Origin of the sequence: Lacticaseibacillus suilingensis (assembly GCF_016861845.1) — a bacterium.
Lineage (GTDB): Bacteria > Bacillota > Bacilli > Lactobacillales > Lactobacillaceae > Lacticaseibacillus > Lacticaseibacillus suilingensis.
The window spans coordinates 24,292-38,940 of record NZ_BOLV01000014.1 but is presented as its reverse complement, the minus strand read 5'-3'; the positions used below and the strand labels follow the sequence as shown (position 1 = coordinate 38,940).

The 14,649-nt window shown below is 53.7% G+C and carries 13 protein-coding genes; 10 read left to right on the top strand and 3 right to left on the bottom strand.

The features are described from left to right. Positions 1 to 45: 45 nt before the first annotated feature. Positions 46 to 1,470, bottom strand: coding sequence for an aldehyde dehydrogenase family protein (locus tag JUF11_RS09310; RefSeq protein ID WP_236000511.1), 1,425 nt, complete (start codon positions 1,468 to 1,470; stop codon positions 46 to 48). A 318-nt stretch (positions 1,471 to 1,788) separates the two neighbouring features. On the opposite strand from JUF11_RS09310, the gene cdaA reads away from it, so the two are divergent. The 4 genes from cdaA to glmS all read left to right on the top strand — a co-directional run bounded on the left by cdaA (position 1,789) and on the right by glmS (position 7,101). Then, positions 1,789 to 2,634 (top strand): diadenylate cyclase CdaA, encoded by an 846-nt coding sequence (gene cdaA, locus JUF11_RS09305; protein WP_204119361.1) that lies wholly within the window; start codon positions 1,789 to 1,791, stop codon positions 2,632 to 2,634. Then, positions 2,631 to 3,674, top strand: a complete 1,044-nt coding sequence (locus JUF11_RS09300) for a CdaR family protein (RefSeq protein ID WP_204119360.1) — start codon at positions 2,631 to 2,633, stop codon at positions 3,672 to 3,674. The genes cdaA and JUF11_RS09300 overlap by 4 nt, the downstream gene beginning before the upstream one ends. Before the next feature lie 39 nt (positions 3,675 to 3,713). Then, positions 3,714 to 5,075: a phosphoglucosamine mutase gene (gene glmM, locus JUF11_RS09295; protein WP_204119359.1), complete on the top strand. Its 1,362-nt coding sequence runs from the start codon at positions 3,714 to 3,716 to the stop codon at positions 5,073 to 5,075. A 220-nt stretch (positions 5,076 to 5,295) separates the two neighbouring features. Further along, the gene (glmS, locus tag JUF11_RS09290; protein ID WP_204119358.1) at positions 5,296 to 7,101 is read left to right on the top strand and encodes a glutamine--fructose-6-phosphate transaminase (isomerizing); all 1,806 of its coding nucleotides are present in this window, start codon (positions 5,296 to 5,298) and stop codon (positions 7,099 to 7,101) included. Between the two features lie 106 nt (positions 7,102 to 7,207). Here glmS and JUF11_RS09285 read toward each other — a convergent pair whose 3' ends face one another. Then, the gene (locus JUF11_RS09285) at positions 7,208 to 9,013 is read right to left on the bottom strand and encodes a M3 family oligoendopeptidase (RefSeq protein WP_204119357.1); all 1,806 of its coding nucleotides are present in this window, start codon (positions 9,011 to 9,013) and stop codon (positions 7,208 to 7,210) included. 83 nt (positions 9,014 to 9,096) lie between these two features. Between JUF11_RS09285 and JUF11_RS09280 the strand changes: the two genes are divergently transcribed. From JUF11_RS09280 to JUF11_RS09270, 3 genes are all read left to right on the top strand, one after another. Continuing rightward, entirely contained in the window at positions 9,097 to 9,582 is a 486-nt protein-coding gene (locus JUF11_RS09280; RefSeq protein ID WP_204119356.1) for a VanZ family protein, read from the top strand. Next, complete coding sequence (locus tag JUF11_RS09275; protein ID WP_204119355.1) at positions 9,579 to 10,250, top strand: DUF6198 family protein; 672 nt, start codon at positions 9,579 to 9,581, stop codon at positions 10,248 to 10,250. The genes JUF11_RS09280 and JUF11_RS09275 overlap by 4 nt, the downstream gene beginning before the upstream one ends. A gap of 94 nt (positions 10,251 to 10,344) precedes the next feature. Further along, the gene (locus JUF11_RS09270) at positions 10,345 to 11,082 is read left to right on the top strand and encodes a YebC/PmpR family DNA-binding transcriptional regulator (protein ID WP_125580854.1); all 738 of its coding nucleotides are present in this window, start codon (positions 10,345 to 10,347) and stop codon (positions 11,080 to 11,082) included. Between the two features lie 133 nt (positions 11,083 to 11,215). Here JUF11_RS09270 and JUF11_RS09265 read toward each other — a convergent pair whose 3' ends face one another. After that, positions 11,216 to 12,079 carry an Rgg family transcriptional regulator gene (locus JUF11_RS09265; protein ID WP_204119354.1) on the bottom strand — a complete coding sequence of 288 codons (864 nt, stop codon included), beginning with the start codon at positions 12,077 to 12,079 and terminating at the stop codon, positions 11,216 to 11,218. 146 nt (positions 12,080 to 12,225) lie between these two features. On the opposite strand from JUF11_RS09265, the gene JUF11_RS09260 reads away from it, so the two are divergent. The 3 genes from JUF11_RS09260 to JUF11_RS09250 all read left to right on the top strand — a co-directional run bounded on the left by JUF11_RS09260 (position 12,226) and on the right by JUF11_RS09250 (position 14,649). Beyond that, positions 12,226 to 12,645, top strand: coding sequence for a hypothetical protein (locus JUF11_RS09260; RefSeq protein WP_204119353.1), 420 nt, complete (start codon positions 12,226 to 12,228; stop codon positions 12,643 to 12,645). A gap of 191 nt (positions 12,646 to 12,836) precedes the next feature. Next, the gene (locus JUF11_RS09255) at positions 12,837 to 13,679 is read left to right on the top strand and encodes an ATPase, T2SS/T4P/T4SS family (RefSeq protein ID WP_204119352.1); all 843 of its coding nucleotides are present in this window, start codon (positions 12,837 to 12,839) and stop codon (positions 13,677 to 13,679) included. A gap of 1 nt (position 13,680) precedes the next feature. Further along, a complete protein-coding gene (locus tag JUF11_RS09250; protein ID WP_204119351.1) occupies positions 13,681 to 14,649 on the top strand; it encodes a type II secretion system F family protein in 969 nt (322 codons plus the stop codon).

Genomic DNA, 14,649 nt, shown 5'->3' with positions numbered 1-14,649 from the left:
ACGCGGTTTTGCTGCGCAGACTGGCCAAAAGAATATGAGAAAATGCTAATTTTCGTGGATGAGGTCGCGTAGTTCGCCAATCAAAGCATTGGGATGGCGCGTGGCACGGGCCACGGTTTTGATATTCAGCAGATCCATCACGGTCAGATTGTGGGAAATCGAGTTCTTCCCGTAAGACCCAGTCCCAAGCGTCAAGGAAGGGGTGAGGCGATTGAACAAGCCGCCAATCCCGCCTAAACTGGCCGGGCTGTTCACCAGAATGCGGCAAGCTGGCATCGCTTCTCCAAAGGCGTCAATCACGGTTTGGTCGGTGGTGTGAATCGCTGCGGTATGGCCTAAGCCGCCATAGTGGAGCAGTGACTGGCATAAGTCGAAAGCTGAGGCATGGTCGTTGGCCAGATACAATGACAGCACGGGACACAATTTTTCCCCAGATAATAGGAAGTTTTTGCCAATGCCGTCGAGTTTGGCAATCAGTAGTTTGGTGCCTTTAGGGACGGTTAAGCCCGCCAGTTTAGCGATTTTCTCGGCGCTTTGCCCGGCCACCGGACCGCGGACGGTGCGGCGCTGCGGATCAATCACTGCCGCGGTCAACTTGGCGACCTCTTGGTCAGGAACAAAATAGGCGCCGCCGGCTTGGAAGGCCGCTTTGACAGCCGGATAAATGCTGCGGTCGACCACAATGCTGTTTTCAGAGGCGCAAATCATCGAATTATCGAAGGATTTGCTGAGTAGAATATCCTGTACGGCAGCGGCGATGTCGGCAGTTTTTTCAATGTAAGCGGGCGCGTTGCCTGGGCCAACGCCAAGCGCGGGCTTGCCGGTGGAGTAGGCCGCCTTCACCATGCCAGGGCCGCCGGTGGCTAACACCAAAGCCACCCGGTCGTGATTCATCAAGGCACTGGAAGCCTCGATGCTGGGGTGGGCGATGCATTGAATGAGGCCGGCTGGTGCGCCGGCAGCGGTGGCAGCGTCTTCCATGATTTTCACCGCGGCGCTACCGCATTGCTGCGCTTGGGGATGCAAGCCGAAGATAATCGCGTTGCGCGTCTTCAAAGCCAAAATCGCTTTAAAAATGACGGTTGACGTGGGATTGGTCACTGGCGTAATGCCAGCCAGAATGCCGAGGGGTTCGGCATATTGCGTGAGCCCGTTGGCCGGGTCTTCACTGATTTTGCCTACGGTCTTCGTCGTCTTAATCGCATTCCAAATGTATTGGCTAGCGTAAATATTTTTAATGGCCTTGTCTTCGGCATTGCCGCGGCCGGTTTCCTTCCAGGCTAAAAACGCCAGGTCTTTGGCGTGCGCCCTGGCGGCGGCGACCACCGCATGCGTGATGTGATCCACTTGCGCTTGGGTGAAGTTTTGATAAAGATTGAAGGCGTGCTCCGCCTGGTTGACGAGAGCATCGACCTCCGCCGCGGGGTCTGCCGCGGCAACGGGTTGTTTAAGGACTGTGACTTGAGCCATCATTGCCATCTCCATTCATAGATTACAGGGCTAGCGTAACGAACTCCTGTCTGGTTGTAAATACCGTGAAAGCGTGCTGTAACAGGCTTTGATTGGTGTGCAAAGCAGGTGAATGCACGATGAGCAAACAGGTGCGTCGGTAGGCCTTTGTACATTTTTTCACGAAAATTTCTTGAAAATGATGGCGGATACATGCCGACAAGATTGGTACAGAAAAATATTTTCACGGCACAGCCTCGCCATTGCGTCCTTGAGCGCGGTCCCAACGCCAGCCGTCCACGTGGTATAATAAGTCGATAACATTTGGGAGGATCGGATATGCAGGATTTACTGAGTAATTTCTTCCATTGGTCAACGTTGACGAATCTGATCGACATTCTCGTGGTTTGGTATGTGATTTATCGCCTGATCATGTTGGTGCGGGGCACCAAGGCCGTGCAACTGCTCAAAGGCATCTTTGTGATTGTGGTGATCAAAGTGGTGTCTTTGTATTTACAGCTGCATACCGTGGGCTACTTAGTCGATTTGGTCATCACTTGGTCAGTGCCGGCTTTAGTCATCATCTTTCAGCCGGAAATTCGGCGCGGCCTCGAACACTTGGGTCGCGGCTCGGTGCTTCCATGGGCGCGCAATGATGCGCATCAGGCCGAGGAGCGCTTGGTCAAAGAGCTGGATAAAGCCATTCAATACATGAGCAAGCGCCGCATTGGGGCATTGATTACCATTCAGCAAAATACCGGTTTGGAAGATTATATTGAAACCGGGATTCCGATCGACGCTGATGTGTCTGGGGAATTGCTGATCAATATTTTCATCCCCAATACGCCGTTGCATGATGGGGCAGTCATTATCCGCGATAACCGGATTGCCGTAGCCGCCGCCTATTTGCCGTTGTCTGAAAGTAGCCTGATTCCCAAAGAACTGGGCACCCGCCACCGCGCGGCGGTCGGGATCAGTGAAGTCACAGATGCCTTAACGTTGGTCATTTCGGAAGAAACTGGCGGTGTGACCATCACGATGAATAATCATCTGATTCGCGACTTGACGCGGGAAGATTATCTCAAGTTATTCCGGGCGCAGCTGATTCCCAAAGAGGAAACCAAGCGTAATCCGGTGGCGAACTTCTTCTTTGATCTGACCCACAAAGGAGGAGACAAGCGATGAAATTCAAATTCAATCAAATTTGGGATAGCAAATGGTTTTATTGCCTCCTGGCGTTGATTTTAGCGGTGGCGTTGTTCGCTTATGTGAATATGGAAGACTTGAACCGCAACCGTAATAGCGGCAGCAACGACACGGCGATCACCGCCACCACCAGTCGTTCGCTCAAGGTGCCGCTGGAACTCAAAGCCGACACGGACAAGTACTTCATCACGGGTTATCCCCAGCATGTGACCGTTGAAGTCGAAGGCAGTAGTAGCCTGGTGACGGTCACCGCGAACACCTTGAACTTCCGCGTGGTGGCTGATTTAAGTGGCCTGGGGGTCGGGACGCACACGGTCACCTTGAAACAGCAAGGACTCAATAAGGATTTGACCTATGCAATCAAACCAAAAACTATCAAGGTCACCATTCAGGATCGCAAATCCAAGCGGATGCCGATCCAAGTGAAGTACAATCATGACTCGCTGGCGCCTGGCTACAGCGCCGGCGATCCGACGCTGAGCAGCGAAACCGTCGATGTCACTGGCGGTAAAGGCGAAATCAATCGGGTTTATCAAGTGGTGGCCAATGTGGTGATGAGCCGCAATACTAAAACAACCATCGATCAGGAAGTCTTGCTGCAAGCCTTGGCGGAAGACGGGAGCACGTTGAACGTGGTGCTGTCACCAGCCACGGTGCATGTGCGGCTACCGATCACGCTGCCAAGTAAAAAATTACCCGTGACGGTTAAACAAAGCGGCACTGGTATTCGTGGCCAGAGCTACAGCTTTAAGACCAGTACGGACTCCGTGACGGTGTATGGCAGTTCGGCAGTGCTTAAGAAATTGGACAGTGTCACCATTCCGGTGGATGTCTCCAAACTGACGCAAACCACCACGCAAACCGTGCGCCTGACGGATGTAGTGGATGGCATTGTCTCCAGTGATCCCAAGACCGTTAAGGTGACGATCAACATGACCACCGATGCCGCAGCGGCGGCAGGTGAGACCAGCAGTAGTGCTGAAACCAGCAGTAGTAGTAGCGGTTCGAGCAACGATTAAGCCAATTTGTAATCTAAAAACAGAAACGAGGAAATTTTCATGACGAAGTATTTTGGTACCGATGGGGTGCGGGGCATTGCTAATCAGGAATTAACGCCGGAGCTGGCGTTTCGCCTAGGTCGCTGCGGAGGGTATGTGCTGACCCAGCATGCCAAAGATGCCGCCAAAAAGCCGTTGGTGCTGGTAGCACGCGATACCCGCGCCTCCGGTGAAATGTTGGCGGAATCGCTGATTTCTGGCCTGCTATCTGTCGGGATTGAAGTCTTATCTTTAGGCGTCATCACCACGCCAGCAGTGGCCTACCTGATCAAGGTGCAAAGTGCGGATGCCGGCATTCAAATTTCCGCCAGTCACAACCCGGCAGCCGACAATGGCATCAAGTTCTTCGGCCCAGATGGCTACAAGCTGTCTGATGCCACCGAAGAAGAAATTGAAGCGTTGCTGGATGCCCCAGAAGACACCTTGCCACGCCCAGCGGCAGAAGGCTTGGGCCGAGTGAATGATTATCCAGAAGGCGCTTTAAAGTACACCCAGTTCTTGGAACAGACCTTATCTGACGACCTGACTGGCCTGCATGTGTGCCTGGATGCGGCTAACGGCGCCACCAGCAATTTGGTCGCGCGCTTGTTTGCAGACTTGGATACCGAGTTCGACACCATGGCGACCCATCCTGATGGCCTGAACATCAACAAAAATGTGGGTTCCACCCATCCAGAAGCTTTAGCCAAGTTTGTGGTGGAAAAAGGCGCCCAGGCTGGCTTAGCCTTTGATGGTGATGGCGATCGCTGCATCGCCGTGGATGAAAAGGGTCAAATCGTTGATGGCGACAAGATCATGTTCATTTTGGGCAACTACATGAAAGAACATGGCCGCCTGAAGCAAGATACCGTGGTGACCACGGTGATGAGCAATCTTGGCATGTACAAGGCGCTGGAAGCTAACGGCATGAAGTCGGTGCAAACTGCAGTGGGCGACCGGCATGTGTCCGAAGAAATGCGCGCCCATGGCTACAACATCGGCGGCGAGCAATCCGGCCACGTGATTTTGTTTGACTATCACAATACTGGGGATGGGATGCTGACCGGGATTCAGCTCTTGAATGTCATGAAGCAAACCGGGAAGCCGCTGTCTGAACTGGCGTCGCCAGTGCAAACCTATCCGCAAAAACTGGTCAATGTCAAAGTGGCCGATAAGAACAATTGGCAAAGTTACCCTGCCATCCAGGATGCCATTGATACCGTGGAAAAAGAAATGGCCGGCGATGGCCGCGTCTTGGTTCGCCCTAGCGGCACCGAACCGCTGTTGCGGGTGATGGCGGAAGCCAAAACGGAAGCTTTGGTCAACCAGTACGTGGATCAAATCGTTGCCGTTGTTGAAGAACAAATGGGGGCTAACGCCTAATCGTTGCATGAACGTCATGGCTTCGGCGATGACGTTTTTTTATACCAAAAATGAAACCGGTTCCGTTGAAATTGACATATACCAATATTATTAAGAATATCTATACCACTATCTATTTTTCGTTGACAAGGACTAACTACGGCGCTATATTTGAAATCGTTAACGGCATACCAATATCAATTAATGATGTATACCAATAAAATATAGAGGACGTGGCAATATGTGTGGAATCGTTGGCGTCATTGGGCGCGAAGATGCAAGTACGGTGTTACTGCATGGCTTGAGTAAGTTGGAATATCGCGGTTATGATTCAGCTGGCTTGTATGTGAATGGCGCCGGCCAAGATTACCTGGTCAAACGCGTCGGCCGCATTCAGGCGCTCAAGGACGCAGTCGGGCCAGAGGTGCAAGGCACCATGGGCATCGGGCATACCCGCTGGGCGACCAATGGCGAGCCGACCGTGGCCAACGCTCACCCGCACCAGTCGCAAGATGGCCGGTTCTACCTGGTGCACAACGGCGTGATTACCAACGCCGCCAAGCTGAAGCAAACCTACCTGCAAAACGTGACGTTGGCGAGTCAAACCGATACCGAAGTGGTGGTGCAACTGATCGCCTTGTTTGCCCAGGAGGGGCTTTCTGCCAAGGCTGCCTTACGTAAAACCTTGAGCTTGCTGGAGGGCTCTTACGCCTTTGCGCTAGCTGACCGCACGGCGCCAGATATTTTGTACGCGGCAAAGAAACAAAGCCCGCTGCTGGTGGGTCTGGGCAATGGCTTCAATGTGATTGCTTCCGATGCCATGGCGATGATCGATCAAACCCATCAGTTCCTCGAATTGAATGATGGGGAACTGGTGACCTTAACCGCGCAGGCGGTGACCATTGAAGATGCCGCCGGCACGCCCGTGAAGCGTGACCCGATTACCATTGAATTGGATGCCCAAGAGACGGAAAAAGGCGCCTATCCCTATTACATGCTCAAGGAGGTCAGTGAACAGCCAGCAGTGATGCGGCGGCTGCTCAGGCGCTACACCAAGGGCGCCTCGCTGCAGTTTGATGTCAAGCTGCTGGCGGCGCTGAAGGATGCAGACCAACTCTACATTGTCGCCGCCGGAACCAGCTATCATGCCGGACTGGTAGGCCAAGCACTGTTCGAACAGTTGGCCGGCGTGCGCACCACGGCGTTTCTGGCTTCTGAGTTTGCTTATCACCAGCCGTTGCTCAGTCAAAAACCGTTTTTCATTTTCTTGACGCAAAGCGGCGAAACCGCCGATCTACGGCAGGTGTTGGTGCAAATCAACGCCAAAAACTTGCCGAGTTTGACCATGACCAATGTGCTGACGGCAACGCTGGCGCGGGAAGCCACCTTTGCTTTAGATTTGGCGGCGGGGTCGGAAATCGCTGTGGCCTCGACCAAAGCCTACACGGCGCAGGTCGCCTTGGAGGCCCTGCTGGCCAAAGCCTTAGGGGCAGCCAAAGGTCAAGCGGCGGCCAAGGCCTTTGACGTCGAACATGAGCTGAGCTTGGCTGCTACTGGCCAGCAAGCCTTGATTGATCAGCAAAGCGCCATTCATGAGCTGGCCAAGGAAATGTTTGCCACCACGCGTAATGCCTTTTTCATTGGCCGCGGCACGGATTACTATGTCAGTTTGGAATCGGCGCTGAAGCTCAAAGAAATTTCCTACGTGCAAGCAGAAGGGTTTGCCGCCGGCGAGCTCAAACATGGCACGATTGCCTTGATTGAACCCGGCACGCCGGTGGTGGCCATCATTACCGATCCCACCACTGCGGCTCGCACCCGCAGCAATGCCGAGGAAGTCGAAGCGCGCGGCGGCAAAGTACTGCGCATTGTCGCTGAGTCATTGGCTGAACCTGGCGATGACTTGATTGTCCCGGCGCTGAACCCGCTGTTGTCGCCGCTTTTGACGATTGTCCCGGCGCAGCTGCTGGCGTATTACACCAGCTTGGATCGCGGCTATGACGTCGATCGGCCCCGCAACTTGGCTAAATCTGTGACTGTGGAATAAGGCTGCAGTCAACCCAAAAGCGGGTTTAAGCCAAAGCAAAAAAACACGCCTACCATCCCTCAGCTGAGGGATGGTAGGCGTGTTTTTGGCGACTTCAGGTCACGCTTTAGGCCCAAAATGGCTGGCTTAAGTCGATAAAGGTTTGCGCATCTTTGGCGGCCAGGTCAATGCCTTGCTGCCAGAAATCCGGTTTGGTCAAATCGACGCCGAGGTGCTTTTGTGCTAAGGCCTCGGTGGTCATGTTGGCCGTGTCCTTAAGCAAGGCAATGTAATGATCTTCGAAGTTTCCGCCTTGGGTTTGGGCCTTGGCATAAATGCCGCTGGAGAACAGGTAGCCAAAGGTGTACGGGAAGTTGTAGAACGGCACATCATCAATGAAGAAGTGGAGTTTGTCCGCCCAGTACATTGGGTCATAGCTGCTCAGGGCGCCGGCATAGGCTTTAGCCTGCGCCTCTTGCATCAAGGTTTGCAGCTGTGCCACAGTCACTGTGCCTTCGGTGCGGGCATCGTAGAAGCTGCGTTCGAACAAGTAGCGCGCGTGAATGTTCAGCAGCATCGCCAGCGGATTGCTCATTTTGGCATCGAGCAAGTTCAGACGTTCTTCCACGCTGGTCGCTTGCTTGACCGTGGCATCGGCGATGATCAGCTCGGCGAAAGTCGAGGCGGTTTCGGCGACGTTCATGGCGTATTCCCGGCGCATTCGCGGATAGTCCTTGAGAATGCTGGCATGGAAGGCATGGCCGAGTTCATGGGCGATGGTGGACACACCGGCAGCGGAGCCATCAAAGGTCATGAAAATGCGACTTTCCTTGGCGTCAGGCACTTCGGTCATGTAGCCGCCGGCAATTTTACCAGGGCGATCTTCGGCTTCAATCCAGCCATTTTCAAAGGCATGCTGCGCAAAATCAGCCATTTTCGGGGAAAACTGGCGGAAGTTGGTGATGATAAAGGCCGCCGCTTCATCGAAGGTGTAGGTTTTCGGCTGGTAACCACCCAGCGCCACTGGGGCCCATTGATCATGCCATGGCATTTGCGGCTTGCCAATCAGGCGCGCCTTTTGGTCCAGATACTTAGTGAATGGCGCCTTGTTCGCACTGACCGTGGCCCACATTTGATCAACGGTGGCTTGCTGCATGCGATTGAGCTGCAGCGGCACATGCATATAATCGTCAAAATGATGCGCCTGGTAATTAGCCAGCCGGAAACCGGTCAAATGATTCAGGGTGTCGGCAAACGGCTGGGCATGCTGGGTCCAAGTGTTTTCCCAAGCATTGAAGACGGCCTCGCGGTGGGCCGGCTCAGGGTCGCCTTCAAAGCGGTTTTGCGCCTGCCCAGCCGATAAGCTGAGGGCTTGGCCATCCAGCGTCACGTCAAAATGCAAATCAGCAGATAAGGTGTCGTAATGGTCGCTCCAGCCGTGGAAGCCATCAATGGCCAACTGATTGATGAGCGCTTCCGTTGCATCGTCCAACAGCTCCTGGCCTTGCTCACGCTGTTCCGTGAGGCCAAAGGCGCTGGGGGCGATGGCAGGCACCGCAATCAAAGCCTTGAAATCAGCTTCGGTCATCGCCACCAGTTTCTTGGTGAGGGCGTTGTTAGCTGCGGTGAGCGCAGTGGCCAACTGGGCGACTTGGTTGCTGACGACGCCGGCCTGAGCGTTTTTCGTGTCTGCGGAGTGAATCATGTTGGCAAAAGTGCCCACGGTGCCGAGGCCATTTTCGACGTCTTCCAGCAAGGCAAATAGGGTCTGGAAAGCGGCGAAGTCTGCATCTTCAGTCGGCTGCCACGCGGCGATCTGGGCGCTTAAGGTTGGCAACTTGGTCGAAACATCGGTCAACCGGGCTTTGAGCTGCGGCGAATCGATGCCACCAGGGAAAATGTTGTCGAGCTGCCAGTTCAGGGGATAGGTCATGGGAAAACCTCCTTATAATTTTCCTCATTATACCGCTGGCTTATGGCGTGTGCTATGCTAGCGAAAGGAAATGAGGGGATCGCGTGCGCCGCAGAGGTTGGTTGATTGTTGCCGGAATCTTAATTCTATTATTCATCAGTTCAAGCATGACTTACCGCCAGCAGTCCCTGGTGCCGTGGCTAACCCGGCTAGTGGGCCAGCATGGTCCTAAGTGGCTGGCTGGCGTCGATTTTTGGTGGGCTGATCAGCACATCAGCACCCAGGTGAAAGGGCCAGCGGTGGTGATTGAATTCTTCTTGCGGAAGTTGGCGCACTTTGGCACCTACCTGGTACTCGGGGCGGGGCTTACCGTCGCCCTACGTAAAGCGGTGACGCCAACCTGGCTGCGGGCGGGGTTGCTGTTTTTTGCCTGCACCGGCGTGGCGGCATTTGATGAATTTCATCAAGGCTTTACGCCTGGGCGCTCGCCGTTGTTTCAAGATGTGATGCTGGACGCGGTTGGGGCGGCGTTGGGCATTTTGGTGACCGTGGCCATTCAGGCGCTGCGGGCAAGGAGGCGGCGAGGATGAAGGCCAAAAATGACGCGCCGCTACGCTCGCGGCAATTAATCGGTTATTTTGTGTTTTCGATTTTGCTGAACGGGTTTGGTAATGGCCTCACGGTGGCGATGAATCTAGGCTCGGCGCTGTGGACGGCTTCGGCGGTGAACCTGGCCCATGCCTTGCACTTAACGCTGCTGACGGTGCTGCTGGCCGAAGGGGTGGCGGTGGTGCTATTTAACGCCTTGGTGCTGCGGCGACTGGAATGGCGGCGGATTGCTGGCAACTTTATTTTTATGATTCCGTTTTCGTTTTTGGTGTCGTGGTTTGCCCAGTTAATTGGCATGACCCCGTTAGTCGCGCTGCCGTTGATGTGGCGGGTGGTTTTGGATTTGTTCGGGATTGTTTGCACCGGGGTCGCCGTGTCGATTTATCAGCGGCTGAATGTGATGCTGCATCCCAACGATGACTTGATGCAGATTCTGCGATTTCACTTTTTGCATGGCAACGCCGCGCTGGCGCAGCCGCTGTCGTTTGTCCCCCCGATTACGTTGATTCTCATCTGTGTCTTGGCGACCCGGCAGGCGTATGCTTTGAACATTGGTACTTTGTTTTCCCTGGTGGCGCAAGGGGCGATTGTCGGGCTGGCGGACCGTGTGGTGTTCCCGCAGCTCAAGCATCGGCATTTGGTCGTGTAAGCGCTGGCGGTTAGTGATTGAACCGGCAAGCGTTTTTTGCTATACTCTATAGCGTTTATGTGCATATTACATTCATTCGAAAAGAGGGTTTACGATGTCAGGACATTCCAAATGGCACAACATCCAGGGCCGTAAAAACGCTCAGGACGCCAAGCGCGGCAAAATTTTCCAGAAAATCTCCCGTGAGCTTTTCATGGCAGCAAAGCAAGGTGGTTCTGACCCCAACAACAACCCTTCGCTTCGGTTAGTCATGGATAAAGCACGCGCTGCCAACATGCCTAAGGACAACGTGAAACGCGCCTTAGATAAAGCGGATGGCGGCGATGCGACGCGTTATGATGAAGTGACCTATGAAGGTTATGGGCCAGCCGGCATCGCGATTTTGGTCGAAGCCTTGACCGACAACAAAAACCGCACATCCTCCGATGTGCGGGTGGCGATCACACGTCATGGTGGGACCATGGCGACGGCTGGGGCCGTTTCTTACATGTTCGACCGGCGCGGTTATTTCGTGATCGACCGTGAAGGGCTCGATGTGGATGAGGACCAAATGCTTGAAGCGGTACTCGAAGCAGGGGCCGAAGATTTGCAAACGTCTGACGACGAATTCGAAATTTACACCGATCCTAAGGATTTTACTGAAGTCCGGGATTCATTGGAAGAACAAGGCTTCCACTTCACCACCTCTGAATTGACCATGGTGCCGCAAAACACCGTGCCGATTCCCGAAGAAAAGCTTGAAACCTTCCAGAACCTGATTGACGCGCTTGAAGATAATGACGACGTGCAAAACGTCTACACTTCCGCGCAATGGCCTGACGACGCCGAATAAGCGGCGGCCGGTTGCCCTGAGCTGAACTTGAGCTCAGGGCTTTTTTCTGATGGCGAATGAAAAACCACCCCAGAGTCAGTCGGAGTGGTGTCGGCTATCGAATTTGCATAGAAGCTTATGAATGCTTGCGTTTTTAATCTTGCGCTGTTAACTGCTTGAACCAACCACGAAATTTGGCGGCTAGGGTTGCGTCAATCAGGCTGGTTACATTCAGAAACTGATTTAGGGCAGCGGTCGTAGCCGGCGTCGGATGCTCCAGCTGTGGCAATAGTAAACGTAGAAAGGCTAGATGGTGGTTGAGATAGAGAAAGTCACGGTTGGTGTCACTGACGGCCGAAATCGCCCTGAGCATTTGGCGCGTGCCATCGAAATCATGCGCTTCAATTCGATTCACAGCGAGATTATACAGGGCCGCCGTGAAGTAGCGGCTGTACTCTGGTAAGTGGAAGCTCTGATATTCGGACAACATTCTTTTGAGCACGCGATTATTTGTTTCGGGTGAAAGACTGTACGCTAAGTTGCAGAATGCTATGTATTCAAGGCCATACCAAGAACCATCTTGCATCAGGTAGTTTTCCACAAAACTATCATCAGTCAGTGACAGCTGCGTTTGCTCATTTTTAAGTTCTGCTACGCAGGATGCTAAAATCAGGCGAATAAGATAGCGCACCGAGTCTGCCGATGTTGCGTCTGAGTACGTCGCTAAAAATTGCTTTAATGTTGTCCAATCAAGGTCGTCGTATGCGTGGCTAATTTTTTGCATGATGGCTTCGACGCTAGGAGTGGGTGTTTGGATTAACTGGGCAAATTCTGCCATGGACATTCCAGTCGGCTGCAGTAATGCCATTAGATTAGTCATTCGAATGTCAGTGTTATCTCGTTCAAAATGCGAGACCGCCGATGCATCTAGTTGCCCTCTAACTTGTTTAATTGCCAGCCCACGCCGAGTGCGAACAGCGTGGTACGCGGCACCCAGCGTTGGTGTAGTTAATGCCATTGAATATGCCCCCTAAAAATATGAATATATTCACTTTTATGCCAGCGGGAAAATACAATCGTTACACTATGATTGTAGGCGCTGCTTCCATTCTAGGTTGAGAGCGCTTAAAAATAAAGTGGAAGGAAGACCGAAGAATAGTCGCATTGACGCAAAAGGATGCACTTAACATTCTCAATGACCTCTCAATTATGCCTGAAAACAATTATTTATGGGCCAGAACAACGGGTTCGTCGGCTTCAAATTTGCTGTGGTTCATCACCTCAAATCCCGCTATTTATGGTGACTTATTCGAACGACAGGTCCTACTTGTCTTCACCTCGGCCAAGCTCTGGGTGTATCCCTTGGTGGGTCGGCGTAAAGGACACCCGGAGGGCATGGATATGGCTGAAATCAGCGAATTTCGTGTGACAAGTACCATGACTGAGAAGCGGATTGACTTTCGCTTCAAAGAAAAGCCAAAACACTTTAAGTTTCCCACAGATCATCGTGGGGCAATGCAATATAACGGAGAAAATGCCGATTGGTTAGCATCGAAGAATTGGTTGGGTTTAACCGCTAAGTAAACCGTTTTGAATGAAAGTATCGGCCAAGACAATTGCATATTCTTCCTAGACCATTTAACGCAATCGGTACACGCAAAACTCGCGGTACCGATTTTTTTCGTGCACCAGTGTGGTGTCATCAAGATCTGAAGACTGTTAACCATATGATAGGTACGCACGTGTTTGCGAAATATCTATACGAGGTGGTCAAAATGGACGAAGCACTGCTTGAAATATTCCGTCAGGCCAAAGCCCAGCAAGCGAGTGATGTTTATTTGCTGCCCAAACCTGATGGCCTGGCGGTGATGCTCCGCGTGCCCAGCGGTCCGACCTTGCTAACGATGGTGGCCGCAGCCCAGGGTCGCAATTGGATCAATGCATTGAAATACGACGCCGGGATGAACGTGTCGGAAACTCGGCGCGTCCAGTTGGGGGCGGTGACCGTGGCGAGCTTACAGCTGACGCTGCGGCTGAGCACGGTGGCTGATTTTCAGGCTCAGGAGACTTTGGTGGCGCGGCTGATTTACGGGGTACCGCCACTAGATGCCTGGAGTCGGCCAGTGGTGACGCAACTCTTGGCTGCGCTGCAGCATACCGGCATGCTGGTGCTGTGCGGCCCCACTGGCAGCGGCAAAACGACCTTGCTGTATCAGATTGCCACTGAGTTGGCAGCAACGCAGATGGTGATGACCATCGAAGATCCTGTAGAAATTTGGCAGCCGACTTTTTTGCAGTTGCAGGTCAATCCTGAGGCGCAAATGAGTTACGCGGCGTTGCTCAAAGCTGCGCTGCGCCATCGGCCAGATGTGTTGGTGATTGGTGAAATTCGGGATTTAGAAACGGCTACGATTGCTTGTGAGGCTGCCATCAGCGGCCACACGGTGTTGACAACAGTGCATGCCGATCGCGCCGACTTGGTCCGGCTACGGCTACAATCGCTTGGTGTCGCACCTCAGTTGGTCGAAGCCGCAGTGCAAGTCGCCGCGGCGGTGAGATTGGCCTTCACGCCAGTCGTGCATCCTGAGGTGACGCTGGCAGTGCGACAGGAGGGATGACATGACGCGCAGAAAGATTCCGCTGACGGTGCAGGTGGCCGTGTGCAGCCAGTTGCGCCAGCTTCTGATGGCCGGTTTTTCGTTGCGGGTGGCACTGACCATCATTGGCTTAAATTTTCCCGGGTATCAGCCGCACTGGCAGCGGCTCACCACCATGTTGGCGGCGGGGGCGCCGTTGGCCGAAGGAACGGCGATGATTGGTTTTCATCCGGTGATTGTGCAGCAACTGACGCTAGCCACTGGGCATGGTGATTTGGCCGGCGCATTAGGCGCCGCCAGCCAATTCATGCAGGTGCAAACTCAAAGTCGCCGTAAACTGCAACTACTGCTCTTGTATCCGGCGGTGTTGATTGGGCTGCTGCTGGTGCTGCAAGTGGGGTTGATGATTGGCGTGCTGCCCTTGTTAAGCTCACGCCCGTCACCGCTGCTGGCGGAAGAAGCCGTGGGGATGGCCGGTGTGGCATTGTTTGGCGGCCTCATGGGTTGGCGGTTTCACCGCGCCGCGGCCCCCAAAAGAGCGCAGTGGCTGCTAGGTTTGCCTTGCGTGCAGGGGGCGGCCAGGCAGTATTATCAATATCTTTTTACCAGCGGCTTAGCGCAATTTCTGACGGCTGGCTTGACCTTGCCGGATTATCTCAATCAGCTGAGCCGGTTGGTAGCTAGTCCGCTACATGCGACTGCTGAGGCGGTGCAAACGGCTTTGGCCCAAGGCGCCAAGGCGAGCGCGGCGCTCCGACAGCCGCTGATTGAGCCGGCCGTGGCGGAATTGATGAGCCTGGGTCAGTCCGAACAAGTCGTAGCGGAAGGAATGCGGGTGTTTGCTGCCCAGCGCCTGCAGGCTTTTGAAGCAACCTTGACGCGGTGGCTGGCAGTGGTGCAACCGGTGATGTTTTTGTTGATCGGCGGTCAAATCGTCTTGATGTATCGTGAACTACTACTGCCGCTGTATGGCGGCTTGGGAGGTTACTGA